At 61.6% G+C, this 15274-nt stretch carries 17 protein-coding genes; 11 read left to right on the top strand and 6 right to left on the bottom strand.

From position 1 onward, the window contains the following. The first annotated feature begins 11 nt into the window (after nucleotides 1–11). The 3 genes from MGMSRV2_RS02810 (at nucleotide 12) to MGMSRV2_RS02820 (ending at nucleotide 2783) form a co-directional block, all read left to right on the top strand. On the top strand, nucleotides 12–1286 hold the full coding sequence (locus tag MGMSRV2_RS02810) for an NAD(P)/FAD-dependent oxidoreductase (RefSeq protein ID WP_024078807.1): 1275 nt from the start codon (nucleotides 12–14) through the stop codon (nucleotides 1284–1286). A gap of 213 nt (nucleotides 1287–1499) precedes the next feature. Beyond that, nucleotides 1500–2174 (top strand): c-type cytochrome, encoded by a 675-nt coding sequence (locus tag MGMSRV2_RS02815; protein ID WP_024078809.1) that lies wholly within the window; start codon nucleotides 1500–1502, stop codon nucleotides 2172–2174. A 6-nt stretch (nucleotides 2175–2180) separates the two neighbouring features. Further along, nucleotides 2181–2783 carry a NapC/NirT family cytochrome c gene (locus MGMSRV2_RS02820; RefSeq protein WP_024078810.1) on the top strand — a complete coding sequence of 201 codons (603 nt, stop codon included), beginning with the start codon at nucleotides 2181–2183 and terminating at the stop codon, nucleotides 2781–2783. Nucleotides 2784–2875: 92 nt separating this feature from the next. On the opposite strand, the gene recQ is transcribed toward MGMSRV2_RS02820, so the two are convergent. After that, the gene (gene recQ / locus MGMSRV2_RS02825) at nucleotides 2876–4678 is read right to left on the bottom strand and encodes a DNA helicase RecQ (RefSeq protein ID WP_041633408.1); all 1803 of its coding nucleotides are present in this window, start codon (nucleotides 4676–4678) and stop codon (nucleotides 2876–2878) included. A gap of 357 nt (nucleotides 4679–5035) precedes the next feature. Here recQ and MGMSRV2_RS02830 point away from each other — a divergent pair, with 357 nt between their 5' ends. The 8 genes from MGMSRV2_RS02830 to MGMSRV2_RS02865 all read left to right on the top strand — a co-directional run bounded on the left by MGMSRV2_RS02830 (nucleotide 5036) and on the right by MGMSRV2_RS02865 (nucleotide 11950). Then, complete coding sequence (locus MGMSRV2_RS02830) at nucleotides 5036–6067, top strand: PstS family phosphate ABC transporter substrate-binding protein (RefSeq protein WP_024078812.1); 1032 nt, start codon at nucleotides 5036–5038, stop codon at nucleotides 6065–6067. Between the two features lie 111 nt (nucleotides 6068–6178). After that, nucleotides 6179–7555, top strand: a complete 1377-nt coding sequence (gene pstC / locus MGMSRV2_RS02835) for a phosphate ABC transporter permease subunit PstC (protein ID WP_024078813.1) — start codon at nucleotides 6179–6181, stop codon at nucleotides 7553–7555. Between the two features lie 10 nt (nucleotides 7556–7565). Beyond that, on the top strand, nucleotides 7566–8864 hold the full coding sequence (gene pstA / locus MGMSRV2_RS02840; RefSeq protein ID WP_052589076.1) for a phosphate ABC transporter permease PstA: 1299 nt from the start codon (nucleotides 7566–7568) through the stop codon (nucleotides 8862–8864). Nucleotides 8865–8874: 10 nt separating this feature from the next. Further along, a complete protein-coding gene (pstB, locus tag MGMSRV2_RS02845) occupies nucleotides 8875–9660 on the top strand; it encodes a phosphate ABC transporter ATP-binding protein PstB (RefSeq protein ID WP_024078815.1) in 786 nt (261 codons plus the stop codon). A 10-nt stretch (nucleotides 9661–9670) separates the two neighbouring features. Beyond that, complete coding sequence (gene phoU, locus MGMSRV2_RS02850) at nucleotides 9671–10363, top strand: phosphate signaling complex protein PhoU (RefSeq protein WP_024078816.1); 693 nt, start codon at nucleotides 9671–9673, stop codon at nucleotides 10361–10363. Nucleotides 10364–10378: 15 nt separating this feature from the next. Continuing rightward, entirely contained in the window at nucleotides 10379–11074 is a 696-nt protein-coding gene (gene phoB, locus MGMSRV2_RS02855; protein WP_041633410.1) for a phosphate regulon transcriptional regulator PhoB, read from the top strand. After that, nucleotides 11074–11616: a phosphonate metabolism protein/1,5-bisphosphokinase (PRPP-forming) PhnN gene (gene phnN / locus MGMSRV2_RS02860; RefSeq protein ID WP_024078818.1), complete on the top strand. Its 543-nt coding sequence runs from the start codon at nucleotides 11074–11076 to the stop codon at nucleotides 11614–11616. Before phoB ends, phnN begins: the two co-directional genes overlap by 1 nt. Nucleotides 11617–11635: 19 nt before the next feature. After that, a complete protein-coding gene (locus MGMSRV2_RS02865; RefSeq protein ID WP_024078819.1) occupies nucleotides 11636–11950 on the top strand; it encodes a type II toxin-antitoxin system ParD family antitoxin in 315 nt (104 codons plus the stop codon). Between the two features lie 68 nt (nucleotides 11951–12018). Here MGMSRV2_RS02865 and MGMSRV2_RS02870 read toward each other — a convergent pair whose 3' ends face one another. The 5 genes from MGMSRV2_RS02870 to MGMSRV2_RS02895 form a co-directional block, all read right to left on the bottom strand. Next, nucleotides 12019–12198 (bottom strand): hypothetical protein, encoded by a 180-nt coding sequence (locus MGMSRV2_RS02870; RefSeq protein ID WP_024078820.1) that lies wholly within the window; start codon nucleotides 12196–12198, stop codon nucleotides 12019–12021. A 111-nt stretch (nucleotides 12199–12309) separates the two neighbouring features. After that, nucleotides 12310–12657: a response regulator gene (locus tag MGMSRV2_RS02875; RefSeq protein WP_041633411.1), complete on the bottom strand. Its 348-nt coding sequence runs from the start codon at nucleotides 12655–12657 to the stop codon at nucleotides 12310–12312. An 852-nt stretch (nucleotides 12658–13509) separates the two neighbouring features. After that, complete coding sequence (locus MGMSRV2_RS02885; RefSeq protein WP_041633413.1) at nucleotides 13510–14073, bottom strand: helix-turn-helix domain-containing protein; 564 nt, start codon at nucleotides 14071–14073, stop codon at nucleotides 13510–13512. Beyond that, nucleotides 14070–14912, bottom strand: a complete 843-nt coding sequence (locus tag MGMSRV2_RS02890) for a DMT family transporter (protein WP_024078827.1) — start codon at nucleotides 14910–14912, stop codon at nucleotides 14070–14072. The genes MGMSRV2_RS02885 and MGMSRV2_RS02890 overlap by 4 nt, the downstream gene beginning before the upstream one ends. Nucleotides 14913–14996: 84 nt before the next feature. Then, a complete protein-coding gene (locus MGMSRV2_RS02895) occupies nucleotides 14997–15203 on the bottom strand; it encodes a helix-turn-helix domain-containing protein (RefSeq protein WP_024078828.1) in 207 nt (68 codons plus the stop codon). Nucleotides 15204–15274 lie beyond the last annotated feature (71 nt).

Consider the following 15274-nt stretch of genomic DNA (forward strand, 5'->3'; position numbering starts at 1 on the left):
GGGGAACCACCATGACCAACATCTCTCGCCGGACCTTTAATGGTCTGCTGGGTGCTGCCGGTGCGCTGACCCTGGCCGGCGGCCTGTCGGCCTGTTCCAGCGGCGCCCGCGTCGTCGTCGTCGGCGGCGGCTTTGGCGGCGCCACCGCCGCCAAGTACCTGAAGCGCTATGATCCCAGCCTGGACGTCACCCTGATCGATTCCCAGGCCACCCACTTCACCTGCCCGTTCTCGAACACCGTCCTGGTGGGCATGAACGACATGTCGTACATCGAGCGCAAGTTCGACAAGCTCACCAGCATGCACGGCGTCAAGGTGTTCACCGACATGGTGACCGCCATCGACCCGGCCACCAAGGTGGTCAAGACCGCCGGCGGCAAGACCTTTGAATACGACCGTCTGATCGTGTCGCCGGGCATCGACTTCAAGTGGAACGCCATCGAGGGCTACGACGCCGCCGCCGCCGAGATCATGCCCCATGCCTGGAAGGCCGGTCCGCAGACCGTGCTGCTGAAGAAGCAGTTGGAAGCCATGCCCAATGGCGGTCTGGTGGTCATCGCGCCGCCGGGCAACCCGTTCCGCTGCCCGCCCGGCCCGTACGAGCGCGCCAGCCTGATCGCCGGCTATCTGAAGAAGCACAAGCCCAAGTCCAAGCTGTTGATTCTCGACGCCAAGGACGCCTTCGCCAAGGACAAGCTGTTCAAGGAAGGCTGGGAAAAGATGTACGACGACATCATCGAATGGGTGCCGGCGGCCAAGAACGGCAAGGTCACCAAGGTGAATGCCAAGGATGGCACCGTCGAGACCGATTTCGAGAAGTACAAGCCGGCGGTTGCCAACATCATTCCGCCGCAGACCGCCGGTCAGATCGCCATCACCGCCGGCCTGACCGACAAGTCGGGCTTCTGCCCGGTCGATCCCAACACCTTCGAATCGACCCTGGCCAAGAACGTCTATGTCATCGGTGATGCCGCCATCGCCGGCGACATGCCGAAATCGGGCTATTCGGCGTCGTCCCAGGCCAAGGTCTGCGCCGCCGCCATCGTCGCCACCTTGAAGGGCGAAAAGCCCTTGCCGCTGTCGGCCATCAACACCTGCTATTCGCTGGTGGCCGCCGATTACGGCATCTCGGTCGCCGCCGTGTTCGCGGTCAAGGACGGCAAGATTTCCTCCATTCCCGGTTCCGGTGGTGTCAGCCCCATGGGGGCAAACTACCAGTTCCGTAAAAAGGAAGCCGACTTCGCCACCGGCTGGTATCAAAGCATCTGTCAGGATAGCTGGGCCTAATCATTGTATTGACCATTCTTAACCCGCCCCTTGTGAAAGGGGCGGGCTTTGGTCGTTGTTCATGATCCTGTGAAAAAATAGCCCTACATTAGTGTATTTATGTGTTGCGGCTCATATTGTTGATTATCTATATTAGCTTTTATGCAAACGCGAGGCGGGATAACCCGCCCGATCACGGGATCGGCTACACGTCCAAGAGGGGGCTTTGTCCACATGCTCATGCGTCGCCTACACACCATCACCATCCTGGCCGCGGCCTCGTTGTCCGGTCTGGCCGGCGCCGTCCAGGCGGCTGAAATCGAATCCACCCTGGCCCGTGGCGGTCGTCTGTACGACAACTGGTCGAAGGAATTGAAGACCACCCGCCCCGAGGAACCGCACCCGGCCTATACCGGTAAGGCGCCGAAGAATTCGTGGCGCTGCACCGCCTGTCATGGCTGGGACTATTCCGGCGACAAGGGCGCCGGGGTCAAGGGTATCACCGGGGCCAAGGGCAAGCCGGAAGCGTCCATCGTCGCCATCTTGCGCGACAAGACCCATGGCTATGGCCCCGACAAGCTGTCGGACAAGGATGCCAATGATCTGGCCATGTTCGTGTCCAAGGGCCAGATCGACATGTCCAAATATGTCGACCCCACTACCAACCTGTCCAAGGGCAACCCTGCCAAGGGCGAGATTTATTACAACACCCTGTGCGGTGTCTGCCATGGGCCCGACGGCAAGAAGGTCAGCACCGGCATGGCCCTGGGCCAGGCCGCGGATTACCCGGCGGCCATGCTGCACAAGGCGCTGAACGGTCAGCCGGCGGAAGCCATGCCCATGCTGCGCGCGTTCGACCACGGTATTTCCGCCGATATCGTCGCCTATACCAAGTCGTTGCCGAAGTAAGCGGCGATGAGCGGGCAAGCCCCCAACGCCCCCGATGGTGGCGCCGCGCATCCGCGGCGCCACAAGCGCCCGCCCGTCCAAGCCTTCTGGCGCAAGGCGGTGTTGGTGTGGATCGGCGTGGCGCTCGGCATTTTCGGCATGGCCGGTTTCGTCACCGCCATCGAATGGACCAACCGCACCGAATTCTGCGTTTCATGCCATTCCATGAAGCAGAATTACGCTGAGTACAAGGATAGCGTCCATTACATCAACCGCAGCGGCGCCCATGCCCAATGCGCCGATTGCCATGTGCCCAAGGCCCTGGGGCCGAAGCTGGTGCGCAAGGTGATGGCGGTCAACGACATCATCGCCGAAATCAAGGGCACCATCGACACCCCGGAAAAGCTGGAGGCCATGCGGCCCGTCCTGGCCGAGCGGGTGTGGAAATACATGGCCGACAGCGATTCGCGCGAATGCCGCAATTGCCATTCCTTCGATTCCATGAACATGGCCAAGCAAGGCACCGCCGGTCGCCTGAAACACCCGGAAGCGGCACTTGAAGGCAAGACCTGCATCAATTGCCACAAGGGCGTGGCCCATAAACTACCGTCCAGCAAGGACGATCTGTAAAAAAGTCATGACACGGATGGACACGTATAAATACGGATGTAAGTGAAAGTATTGTATCCGTGTCCATCCGTGTCTTTAAATAAACTGTTGTTCTACCCCAGCAGAACTTCCAGGAACAGATCGCCATAGCGTTCCAGCTTGGCTTCGCCGATGCCGTGGATGCCGCGCATTTCCGCCAATGATGTCGGGCGCTCGGCGGCCAGTTCGATCAGCGTGCGGTCGGGGAACACGGCATAGGCCGGGATGCCCTGGTCGGTGGCCAGTTCGCGCCGCAGCTTCTTCAATTCCGCCAGCAGATCGTGGTCGATGTCGTTGCGCAGCACCGCTGGCACCGGCTTGTCCCGTTTGCTCTTACCCTTGGCCTTCAGCGTGTCGGTACGCACGTCGATACGGGCGCGACCGCGCAACACCTCGCCGCCTTGTTCGGTAATGCGCCAGCCGCCATGCTCCGACAGATCCTGGCTGATCAGGCCGCCGGCATAGATTTGCCGGAACAAGGCGCGCCACTGGTCGCGGCTTTGGTCCTTGCCGACGCCGAAGGTGGGCAATTTGTCGTGGCCGAAGCGCAGGATATTGTCGTTGTCCTGGCCGATCAGGATGTTGACCAGATGCTCGGTGCCAAAGCGCTGACCGGTACGCCAGATGGCCGACAGCGCCTTTTGCGCGTCAACCGTGCCGTCGCGCACCTGGGCGCCGTTGAGGCACAGGTCGCAATGGCCGCACGGCTGGGTGGTCTCGCCGAAATAGGACAGCAGGGTCTGGCGGCGGCACCTGGGGGCCTCGCATAAGGCCAAAAGCGCATTCAGCTTTTGCCGCTCCACCCGCTTTTGTTCGTCCGAGGCTTGGCTGTCCTCGATCTGCTGGCGGCGCAGGCGCACATCGCCCAATCCGTACAGGGTCAGGGTTTCCGCCGGCAAGCCGTCGCGTCCGGCGCGACCGATTTCCTGATAATAGGCTTCGATGGATTTGGGCAGATCGGCATGGGCGACGAAGCGCACGTCGGGTTTGTCGATGCCCATGCCGAACGCCACGGTGGCGACCATGACGATTCCGTCCTCGCGCAGGAAGGTGTCCTGGTTGTTTTCGCGCCGGCCTTTGTCCAGGCCGGCGTGATAGACCAAGGCGCGGTGGCCGGCATCGTTAAGACCCTGGGCCAGATCCTCGCAGCCGGCGCGCGAACTGCAATAGATGATGCCGCTGTCGCCCTTACGTTCTTTGAGGAAGCCCAGCAATTGCCGGCGCGGGCTGTCCTTGGCCTGCATGGCCAGCATCAGATTGGGCCGGTCGAAGCCGCCGATGAAGATGCGCGGCGGCGCGTCGAACAGGCGTTCGGCGATGTCGGCGCGGGTGGCGGCGTCGGCGGTGGCGGTGAAGGCGATGGTCTGGACCTGACCGAGCGCACGGCGGAATTCACCCAAGGCCAGATATTCGGGGCGGAAATCGTGGCCCCACTGGCTGACGCAATGGGCCTCGTCGATGGCCAGACGGGCGGTGCCGCTGCGGCGCAGGAAATCCACCGTTTCCGACCGGGCCAGCCGTTCGGGGGCGAGGTACAGCAATTTCAGCTCGCGGCGGCGGATCAAGTCGAAGACCCGCCGGCTTTCGTCGGAATCGTTGGCGGAATTCATCGCCGCCGCCGCCACGCCGTAATTGGTCATTTGCGCCACCTGATCACGCATCAGCGCGATCAGCGGCGACACCACCACGGTCAGGCCATCGCCGATGATCGCCGGCAATTGGTAGCACAGCGACTTGCCGGCGCCGGTGGGCATGATGGCCAACACATCCTCGCCGGCCAGGATGGGGGTGATGATATCCTCTTGCCCCGGTCGAAACGAATCGAAGCCGAATACCGAGGACAGGCAGGCGCGGGCAGAGGCGAGGGAAGCGGTCATGACCAACGGGGCAGGGGGCAAGGGGCGGCATTGTAGCCTTTGACGTCCGGCCATGCCACGAAATCCCCGTCTTGGTATATTGGTGCCGTCGCCCCACCCCTGGGAGCGAGGGGCTGAAACCTTATTGTGACAGTGGGCAATCGATGGCCATCTATTACCAAAGTGTTCGGGTTGTTCGAAATAAATACATAAAAAACAAATAGTTAGAATGAATTGGCGAGAATGTTTTGTGACAGTCTTTGTCATAAAACCTTCATCCATGCATCGCTGTTCTGTAACACAGAATGGCTAAAGTGGCGTCCAGCGAGACCGCCTGGTTTCGCGCCAGATTTGTTCGATCTATCGGAGGACCCACCTATGAGGAAGACCCTGGCCGTTGCGGCCGTTGCCCTTGCGACCGTTTCCTTTGCCGGCGCTGCTCAGGCCCGCGACCAGATCCGCGTTGTCGGGTCGTCCACGGTTTATCCGTTCACCACCGCCGTTGCCGAGCAGTTCGGCAAGGCCGGCAAGTTCAAGACCCCGGTGGTCGAATCCACCGGCACCGGCGGCGGCTTCAAGCTGTTCTGCGCCGGCGTCGGCCCGGATCATCCGGATCTGACCAATGCCTCGCGCGCCATCAAGAAGTCGGAAATGGAATCCTGCGCCAAGAACGGCGTCACCGACGTCGTCGAGATGAAGGTGGGTTATGACGGCATCGTGCTGGCCGCTTCCAAGAAGGCCAAGCACATCGACGTCACCCGCAAGCAGCTGTTCCTGGCCTTGGCCAAGGAAGTGCCGGTAAATGGCAAGCTGGTGGAAAATCCCTACACCACCTGGAACCAGATCGACCCCAGCCTGCCGGCCTCCAAGATCGAAGTGCTGGGCCCGCCGCCCACCTCCGGTACCCGTGACGCCTTCCTGGAACTGGTGATGGAAATCGGTGCCGAAGCTTTCCCGGAAATCAAGGAACTGAAGAAGACCGACGAAAAGGCCTTCAAGAAGGTGTTCTCGTCCATCCGTGAAGACGGCGCCTATGTGGAAGCCGGCGAAAACGACAACCTGATCGTTCAGAAGCTGGATGCCAACGCCAACGCTTTCGGCATCTTCGGCTATTCCTTCCTGGACCAGAACTCGGACAAGCTGCAGGGTTCCATGGTCGATGGCGTCGCGCCGACCTTCGAAGCCATCGCCGCTGGCAAGTACCCGGTGTCGCGTCCGCTGTTCGTCTATGCCAAGAAGGCCCACGTTGGCCAGATCCCCGGCATCAAGGAATACCTGGCCGAATACACCTCGGAAAAGGCCTGGGGCAAGTCCGGCTATCTGGCCGACAAGGGCCTGATCCCCATGCCTGACGCCGAGCGTAAGGAATGGGCCGCCAAGATCAACGGTCTTGAAGCCCTGAAGATGTAATGGTACTGCGGTCGCCCTGGTGTCCCTCGGGCGACCGCATTTTTCTTTTAACGATTTGACGCCTTTCCCCGCCCCAATTTTGGGGGCAGAACCGCCAACCTGACGGGTCCCATGCAGCTCCTCACCTTGATGGTCGTCCTGCTGTTGCTGACGACGTTCGGCTATCGTCTGGGGCGCAACCGCGCCCTGGCCTCCGCCAGCGGCAATCCCCGCCTGCTGCACTCGCTGCCCTCTTATCACGGCTATTACGTCGCCTTGTGGTGCGGCCTGCCGGCGCTTTTCGTCATTATCGGCTGGCTGATGCTGGAACCGGCCATCTTGCATGGCACGGTGATGTCGTCCTTGCCGGCGGATCTGCAAAGCCTGCCGGAAGAGCGTCTGGCCCTGGTCTACAACGAGGTCAGGAACGTCGCCCGTCACGGCCATGTGCCCAGCAATGCGGCTGTGGGCGAGGCGGCGCAGCATTACACCAGCCTGCGCACCACCATGTTCTTCTCGGTGGCGGTGGCGTCGCTGGCCGTGGCCGTGGCCGCCCTGGCCTTCGCCCATCGTCGCATTCACACCAATCTGCGCGCCCGCAACCGGGTGGAAGCGGCGGTCAAGGTGTTCCTGGTGGCGGCGTCGACGGTGGCCATCTTCACCACCATCGGCATCGTGCTGTCGCTGCTGTTTGAAAGCTTGCGCTTCTTCCAGACGGTGTCGCTGTTCGACTTCCTGTTCGGTACCCAGTGGAGCCCGCAGATGGCCATCCGCGCCGATCAGGTGGGCAGCTCGGGGGCGTTCGGCGCCGTACCGTTGTTCGCCGGCACGCTGTTGATCTCGGGTATCGCCATGCTGGTCGCCGTGCCCCTGGGCCTGCTGTCGGCCATCTACATGTCCGAATACGCGGCCCCCAAGTTCCGCTCGGTGGTCAAGCCGCTGCTTGAGGTTCTGGCCGGTATCCCCACCGTGGTCTACGGCTTCTTCGCCGCCCTGACCGTGGCGCCGTTCATCCGCGACATGGGCGCCCATGTGGGCTTGTCGGTGGCCTCCGAAAGCGCCCTGGCCGCCGGTCTGGTCATGGGCATCATGATCATCCCCTTCGTCTCGTCGCTGTCCGACGACGTCATCACCGCCGTGCCGCAAAGCTTGCGCGAAGGCTCGTACGGTCTGGGCGCCACCAAGTCGGAAACCATCCGTCAGGTGGTCATTCCGGCGGCGCTGCCCGGCATCGTCGGCGGCGTGCTGCTGGCCGCCAGCCGCGCCATCGGCGAAACCATGATCGTGGTGATGGCCGCCGGCCTGGCCGCCAACCTGACCGCCAATCCGTTGGAAGCGGTGACCACGGTGACCACCCAGATCGTCACCCTGCTGGTGGGCGATCAGGAATTCGACAGCCCGAAGACGCTGGCCGCTTTCGCCCTGGGGCTGGTGCTGTTCACCGTCACCTTGGCGCTGAACGTGGTCGCGCTCCACATCGTCAACAAATATCGTGAAAAATATGACTGAGGCCGCCCCCATGGTTGAAAAAGCGATCGCCGTGACCCCGGCCCAGGCAGCCGCCTCGCGGCTCAAGCAACGCTACGCCGCCGAACGCCGGTTCAAGGCTCTTGGCATCTCCGCCATCGTGCTGGCCCTGGGCTTTCTGGCCCTGCTGCTGGTCACCATCCTGTCCAACGGCCTGACCGCCTTTGTCCAGACCAACATCCGCGTCGACGTCACCTTGGACGCCGAGACCCTGGGGGTCGACCCGGTCAAGCCCAGTGCCGATGCCCTGGCCGCCGCTAATTACGGCCAGGTGATCAAGAACGCCATGTACAAGGCCTTCCCGACGGTGGAAAGCCGCCCTGAACGCCGGCAGTTGGCCGCCCTGGTGTCGTCGGGCGCCGATGTCGGCTTGCGCAAGATGCTGGTGGCCAATCCCAGCCTGCTGGGCAGCACGCAAAGCGTCTGGCTGGTCGCCGACGACGATGTCGACATGGCCATGAAGGGACATATCACCCGTACGGCCGGGGCCGAGGGCAGTCGCCTGACCGATGCCCAGTTGGGCTGGCTGGACGCGTTGGAAAAGAAGGGCGACGTCGCCAAGAAGTTCAACACCGCCCTGTTCACCGTCGGCGACTCGCGTGAACCGGAACAGGCCGGCCTGTGGGGCGCGGTGGTCGGCTCGTTCTTCTCGCTGTCCATCACGCTGTTGGTCTGCTTCCCGCTGGGGGTGGCCACCGCCGTTTACCTGGAAGAATTCGCCCCCAAGAACCGCTGGACCGACCTGATCGAGGTCAACATCAACAATCTGGCGGCGGTGCCGTCGGTGGTGTTCGGTCTGTTGGGTCTGGCCATCTTCCTCAACTTCTTCGGCTTCCCGCGTTCGGCCCCGCTGGTCGGCGGTCTGGTGCTGGCGCTGATCTCCCTGCCCACCATCATCATCGCCGGTCGTGCCGCCATGAAGGCGGTGCCGCCGTCGATCCGCGAGGCCGCCTTGGGCCTGGGCGCCAGCAAGCTGCAAATGGTCACCGACCACGTGCTGCCCCTGTCCATGCCCGGCATCCTGACCGGCACCATCTTGGGGATGGCCCACGCCCTGGGGGAAACCGCGCCGCTTCTGATGATCGGCATGGTCGCTTTCATCGTCGACATTCCGGCCAGTCCGCTGGACCCGTCGGCGGTGCTGCCGGTGCAGGTCTATCTGTGGGCCGACAGCCCGGAACGCGCCTTTGTCGAGCGGACCAGCGCCGCCATCATGGTGCTGCTGTTCTTCCTGGGCATGATGAACGTGGTCGCCATCTTGCTTCGCAAGAAGTTTGAACGCCGCTGGTAGGATTTGATCCATGAACGCGATACCCGTCACCGAACCGCGCCTGTCCAAGGTTTCTGCCCGCGACGTCAACGTCTATTACGGCCAGAAGCATGCGTTGAAGCATGTGGATCTGGACATCCGCCCCAACGACGTCACCGCCCTGATCGGGCCGTCGGGCTGCGGCAAGTCCACCTTTCTGCGCTGCATCAACCGCATGAACGATCTGATCGATACCGCTCAGGTTACCGGGTCTTTGACCCTGGACGGCGACGACGTCTATGACAAGAACATCGACGTGGTGCAGTTGCGCGCCCGTGTCGGCATGGTGTTCCAAAAGCCCAATCCGTTCCCCAAGTCGATCTATGACAACGTCGCCTACGGCCCGCGCATCCATGGCATGGCCCGCGATCAGGCCGAACTGGACGAAATCGTCATGGGCAGCCTGGAAAAGGCCGGCCTGCTGGCCGAGGTCAAGGATCGGCTGGAAGAAACCGGCACCGGCCTGTCGGGCGGTCAGCAGCAGCGCCTGTGCATCGCCCGGGCCATCGCGGTGGCCCCCGAGGTGATCCTGATGGACGAGCCGTGCTCGGCCCTTGACCCCATCGCCACCGCCAAGGTCGAGGAACTGATCGACGAATTGCGTGAGAACTTCACCATCGTCATCGTCACCCATTCCATGCAGCAGGCGGCCCGCGTGTCGCAGCGCACGGCGTTCTTCCATCTGGGGGAACTGGTCGAGGTCGGCGACACCGAGCAGATTTTCACCAACCCGCAGCATCCGCTGACCCAGGGCTACATCACTGGCCGCTTCGGCTGAGGACGATGACATGAGCGACCATACCGTAAAGTCCTATGACGAAGAACTGGCCCACCTGACCAACATCATCGCCCGCATGGGCGGGATGGCCGAGGCCCAGTTCGCGTCCGCCCTGCAAGCTTTGTCCAAGCGCGACAGCGATCTGGCCGCCCGCGTGGTCGCCGGCGACACCCGCGTCGACGAGCTTGAACACGAAGTGCAGCAATTCACCGTCCGCCTGTTGGCCCTGCGCCAGCCGGTGGCGTCTGATCTGCGCCACATCGTCGCCGCCCTCAAGATCGGCTCCGAACTTGAACGCGTTGCCGATTATGCCGCCAATGTGGCCAAGCGCTCGTTGGTGCTCAACCAGCTACCGCCGGTCAAGCCGGTCGCCGCCGTGCTGCATCTGGCCCATCTGGTGCAGGAAATCCTGAAAGACATCCTCGACGCCTATATCGAGCGCGACGTGGAAAAGGCCATCCGGGTGTGGAACCGGGATGAGGAGGTGGACGATCTGTACACCGGCCTGTTCCGTGAATTGATCACCTATATGATGGAAGACCCGCGCACCATCACCGCCTGCACCCATCTGATGTTCATGGCCAAGAATATCGAACGCATCGGCGACCATGCCACCAACATCGCCGAAACCCTGCATTTCCTGGTGGTCGGCACGCCGATCAAGGGCGAGCGCCCCAAGGGCAACACCGTGGATACCGAGTGAGCCACCGACATGGATATGAAGCCGCTTATTCTGATCGTCGAGGACGAGGCCGCCCTGGCCACCATGCTGCGCTATAACCTGGAAAAGGAAGGCTATCGCGTCTGCGAGGCCGGCGACGGCGAGGAAGCCCTGACCCTGGTGTCGGAGCGCAAGCCCGATCTGGTGGTGCTGGACTGGATGCTCCCCAGCCTGTCCGGCATCGAGGTCTGCCGCCAGCTGCGCCGCAAGCCGGCAACGCGTGAACTGCCCATCATCATGCTGACCGCGCGTGGCGAAGAGGGCGACAAAATCCGGGGCCTCAATACCGGCGCCGATGATTACATGACCAAGCCGTTCAGCCTGCCCGAGCTGATGGCCCGTATCCGCGCCATGCTGCGCCGGGTGCAGCCGGTGCCGCAAAAGGGCATGCTGGAATATGGCGACATCGCCATGGATCTGGCCGCCCACCGCGTCACCCGCGGCGACCGCCCGGTGCATCTGGGGCCGACGGAATTCCGCCTGCTGCAATTCTTCATGCAGCATCCCGGCAACGTCTTCTCGCGCGAAGAACTGCTGAACGCGGTGTGGGGGCCGGACATCTATGTGGAACCGCGCACCGTCGACGTCCATATCCGCCGTCTGCGCAAGGCGCTGAACGGCGACAACGATGCCGACATCATCCGCACCGTGCGTGCCGCCGGCTATGCCTTGGACTCGGAACAGGCGGCCTGATGACCGGGATTCTGGTCTGCGTCGTCGGCCCCTCGGGGGCGGGCAAGGACAGCGTCATGGCTGCCGCCCGCGCCCTGTTGGGCGCTGACGACCGCGTGGTCTTCCCCCGCCGCATCGTCACCCGCCCCGCCGATGCCGGCGGCGAGGACCATGTGGCGGTGAGTGCGGAAAAGTTCGTGTCCTTGCGCGATGCCGGCGCCCTGGCCCTGCATTGGGAAGCCCACGGTATCGCCTATGGCATCCCGGCCAGAATCCGCGACGATCTGGCCCGGGGCTGTGCCGTCATCGCCAATATCTCCCGCACCGCCATCGCCGAAGCCCGCCGGGGCTTTGACGCCGTGGTGGTGGAAATCACCGCCGACCCGGAAGTCTTGGCCCGTCGTCTGGCCGGACGCGGTCGCGAAACCGCTGAAGACATCGCCGGTCGCCTGGCCCGCGCGGCCAGCGTGCCGGCGGATGCCGACGAAACCATCGTCAACGATGGCGAACTGGCGGAAGCGGCACAGGCCTTCGCCGCGATCTTGAAGCGGGCTTGCCGGTAGGGGTGGAATTTTCTAAGCCATGTCAAAGATTGACATGCGGGGCGCCATGGCCACCAACGTGCATTTGACTCCCGAACTGGAAGCCTTTGCCCGTCATTGCGTCGAAGGCGGGCGCTACAACAACATGAGCGAAGTGGTACGAGCGGGGCTTCGCTTGCTGCAATCCGCCGAGGAAGCCGAGCGCAACGGCGCAGCCACGTTGGACGACGTGCTTGCCGACATGGACACGGCCATCGATGTAGCCTCGTGGACAATCGTGCTGCGGCCCGGGTTTTGCGCGACAGCTTGGCCGATGCCGCCCGTCGCCTGGGCTGATCCCCGGACCTTGGGGTGAACCGCCCCAGGATTGCCGGAGGCTCAAACTCCTGAGTGGATTGAGCCCATGAGCAAGACGACGAAGATTCACTCCCGCGCGGCGCGGATGTCGTCGAACAGGCAGAAGCGATGGAAGCGGCAGAACTCTGCCAAGGCGGCAAGGTCGATCTCGATGCGGCCGTCATAGCCGATGTCGTGTCCCGCATCGGCCAGAAGGTCCTCGATCTCCATCAGATACAGAAAGGCCGCCAGGGAATCGATCACCATGACCGGGGCCGCCCAGCGACCGCACGAACGGCTCCGCCGATGACAGGATATTGGTGAAGACGTATTCGTCCGCCCTGGCGAAGGCCAGGGGTGAAAGTGGAATGTGGTCGCTCATGGCCGTACGCCGCAGCCCGAACCCGTCTGGTAGACGCCTCGCCCTTGGGGCAGCACGCCCATCAGGCGGCCCAGGCCGATGATCGAGGCGGCGACCAAGGTCGCGTCGGCTCCAGGGCAATGGGTCAGGGAATCGGCCCCGGCTTCCAGGGCCTCAAGGGTGGTGACCACATCGCCGCGCCTGGTCATGACGATGATGCCGGGCCCAAAGCCCTGTCGCCGCCGGATGGATTTGATCGTGTCGATGGCTTGGCGGGGGTGGCGGCGCAGGTCGAGCAGCACGATGTCTCCCCGGTTCACGGCTCCCCGCCCATCGATGAATTCCGGCACTTCCTTGTCGGCCACCCTTATCCCGCCCCTGCGGAGCAAATGCCGCAATTCATCGTCAAATCCGCCATCAAGGCTGAGAATTACCTGCATGATAGAGTTTTCACGAAAGTCAAAAACTGGATGCATATGATAGAATTGATGATGATCCTGAAATTGTCATCATCGAGTATCAGCGGTTCCAGTCTAAGAACATCCCGCGCGGACTTTCCTCTGTCCGCCAAGCAATGCGCTCCAGTTTCCAGATTTTTGAGCATCCTGCGTCCGATTATTGTGTAACCGGCGGAATTCTAGCGATCTTGCGGATTAGATCATTGGGCGCAAATATGTACGGATACGTCTTTTTGTTGTTAAAATGTAATTTTTATCAATCTCTGGGGTGTTGTTTTATGGGGTTGGGGGCCAAGAACGACGAGGTTCCAAGAGGAGGCGCTGCTGACATGGCCTTTGTCAGCCAACAGCATGCGCGGCTTGCCCTGCGGCCGTGCCTTTAGATGTTCGACGTCGCGATAATCTGAGATTCGTCACCGATCAAGGCGGCCACGATGGCCCGCTATGCCCTCTGCTCTTGTCTAAAGGGTGAAGGGAAATACCCCCTGACAGAAGGGAGTGTCATATCGCGTACCAATACCGGGTGAGCGGTTTTTTCACTCCACTTTGCCAGCAAAGCCTGAAAGATCTTGGGGGTGCCGCAATACGTGAAGGGGCTGCATCCATATACTTTGAGGTTGATGGGGGATCATCGAGCGTTTCGTCAATGTTCCGTGCAGAACAACGATATCCTGATATTCAATAAATATCTGTCACACCTTAGCCTTCCATTGCAATATGGACATATCTCTAAAATACTACAAATTTATGCATAACAATTTACAGCTCTATTACGCGCAAGCTGGAAACGAGGCAATCGCGCTTCGCAATTATCCGGCGCTCGGAAAGAAAGTGCATTGTTCCGCCAATGATTACCGGAATGGTGTATGTCTCAGTCCACTTTCCCGTGCGCTGAGAGAAAAACACTGAATGAATACCGGAGAAGTCTCCGCATATGACACCCGGAAGCTGTCTGTCCCACAATTCATTAAAGACCGAATCGCCGCGAATTACCTTGGCATCTTGTCCAATAATTTTTGACTTATCGAATGAACCATTTTCTTCAGGCAAGAATGTCATATCAAGAATGATACTTTTTGTGCTGGCAACAGTCTTTGCCGACAAGGGGGATGCCATCAGTCGCCGGATGTCACATTCCAGGCGCGTTCCAAATTTCCACATCAGGTCTCGCAGCCGTCTGCGTCGGGAGAGATCTGGTTCACTGACCCCGCGCTCCCACCGGGACACCGTCCCCTGGTCGACATTCAGCATCTCGGCGATCACGGCTTGTTTCAGCCCGTGATAGCGGCGCAACAGGCGCAATTGGGTTTTCCAGTCGTTCATGTACGTGTCGTCACGAAGATGGTGGAAACGGAAACCAATAGACCGCCAAGGGCCACGTTCCAAGACAGAGTTTCGCCAAAGATCACCCAACCTATCAAGGCGGAAACGAAGATTCCGATGTTGTCCACCGGGCTGACCGCTGAGGCCGGAGCCAGCGAGAAAGCCTTAGCCGCGGCAAGCATAGCCAAACCGCCGCCTGCGGCCCCCATCGTGATGGCGGCCAATTCCCACGGCTCCGGGGCCTTCCACACCGACACGGCGGGGGCCATCGACATGATCGCGAAGGCCAGTTGAGAATAGGCGACGACGGTCAGTGGCGCGTTGGCTTCGGTCAGGGCCTTTACCGCCACTTGCGATGCGGCGGACAACAGAGCCGCCCCCAGCGCGGCCAGCAGGCCCAGCGACCAAGCATTCCAACGTTCCGGCATGATGATCAGAAGAATCCCCAGGAATCCTGCCGCCACCCCAAGCCAGCGACAGGGTGAAACCCGCTCTCCCAGGGTCAGCCGGGCCAGCCCGGTCAGCGGGAATATACGGGCATGGAAGATAATGGCCACGGCGGCCAGGGCAGAATTGGCATTGGCGTAGAAAAGGCACAACCCGGCCAGGAATCCGAATCCGGCACGAATGGCAAAAACCCGCCACCCCACCAGCAATGTCGGTCCGGCCACCACGAAAGCCACGCCCATGAACGCGGCCGCCACGGCGTTACGCAAGAACAACACCTCGAACGGATGAAGGCTCAGGCTGGCATGCTTCAAGAACGAAAGCTGGGCCGAAAAAAAGAAAACGGATGCCAGCATGAAAAGGCTGCCAAGCACTTGACGATTCTCCGCCATCTCGTCGCTCCCCGGTGAAGGAGGGCGGAGCGTGACGGGCTCGGTCTCCTGGGTCAAGCGGGATCGGAAGATGCCTCCCGGCCTCTACAAGCCCAGATCGATGCTAATCAGCCTCCTGCCGACGGCCAGGGCGACGGCGTGAGTCACGGTGGCGGCGGCCAGCTTTTTCTTGGCGTTCTCTATGTGGAATATCACGGTGGATTCGGAAATGGAGAGAATCTGGGCGACCTCCCACGCAGTTTTTCCGCTGGCCACCCAGGTCAGACATTCCGTTTCCCGTTTGGTGAGCATCTGACCGCCTGATTCCGCTGTATTCAGGCGGAATCCTAGCCGTCACGCCCCCAAGATCACTGGGCACAAAT

It is taken from the genome of Magnetospirillum gryphiswaldense MSR-1 v2 (genome assembly GCF_000513295.1).
Taxonomy (GTDB): Bacteria; Pseudomonadota; Alphaproteobacteria; order Rhodospirillales; family Magnetospirillaceae; genus Magnetospirillum; species Magnetospirillum gryphiswaldense.